This window comes from Oleiphilus sp. HI0080 (genome assembly GCF_001635135.1).
Window position 1 is genome coordinate 1 of the sequence record NZ_LWFU01000914.1, and the last position, 1,274, is coordinate 1,274.

Annotated in this window: 1 pseudogene; it reads left to right on the forward strand. The window is 48.4% G+C overall.

The annotated features are described in order from the left end of the window. A pseudogene (locus tag A3751_RS17980) lies at positions 1-1,274 on the forward strand (2-oxoglutarate dehydrogenase E1 component); the annotation flags it as partial.

Sequence of the window (1,274 nt, forward strand, 5' to 3'; positions counted from 1 at the left end):
ACGAGATCATTAAGGCTTTGCCGACCACTCGGACGATTTATTCAGATAAGTTGATTCAGGAAGGGTTTGTTACCGCAGAGCAGAGCAAGAAGCTCGAGGATGATTATCGAGCTGCTCTGGATAATGGTGAGCATGTAACACGTAGCTTGGTGCTGGAGCCCAATTCAAAGATGTATGTCGATTGGGCACCGTATATTGGGCATGAATGGACCGCGCGTGCCAAAACGGGCGTTCCGCTCAAAACAATTCAAAGAGTTGGTAAGAAGTTAACGACGACCCCTGAAGGATTCCCTATCCAGCGTCAGGTTCAAAAGATTATTGAAGACCGAAAAAAAATGAACCAAGGAGCCTTGCCGCTAAACTGGGGTTATGGCGAAATTATGGCGTACGCGACCTTGATCAATGAGGGCCATGAAGTGCGCATTACTGGTCAGGACGTTGGTCGAGGAACATTTTCTCATCGACATGCTGTGCTTCATAATCAGCAAGATGGGAGCACTTTTATTCCGCTTGCGAATCTCGCTGAAGACCAGCCAAGACTTGAAATCTATGACTCTCTATTATCGGAAGAGGCTGTGCTTGCGTTTGAATATGGCTATTCGACCACAAATCCTAATGCCCTTGTTATTTGGGAAGCTCAGTTTGGAGACTTTGCCAACGGGGCGCAGGTTGTCATAGATCAGTTTATTACAAGTGGCGAACATAAATGGGGTCGACTATGTGGTTTGACCATGCTGCTGCCTCACGGTTACGAAGGCCAAGGGCCTGAGCACAGTTCGGCAAGGCTGGAGCGCTACTTGCAGTTGTGCGCTGAACACAATATCCAGGTTTGTGTACCAACTACCCCTGCGCAGATCTTTCACATGTTGCGGCGTCAGGTGAAACGGCCTTTGCGAAAGCCATTGGTTGCCATCACGCCTAAGAGTCTTCTCCGTCACAAAGAGGCTATTTCGACTCTTGATGATCTCAGCAGTGGCGAGTTTCAAACGGTAATTGGTGATTCGGAGGGTCTCGACCCAAAGAAAATCACTCGCATCATTATGTGTAGCGGTAAGGTTTACTATGACTTGCTCGACTATCAGCGCAGCAATGAAATTATCGACACTGTTGTCGTACGTATCGAGCAACTCTATCCATTTCCTCATCAGGACTTGGTGGACATCCTTTCTGTCTATACCAAGGCAAAGGATGTGGTTTGGTGTCAGGAGGAGCCACAGAATCAGGGGGCTTGGTACCCAACACAGCACCGCATGCGTCAAGCTTTGCGTGAGTTG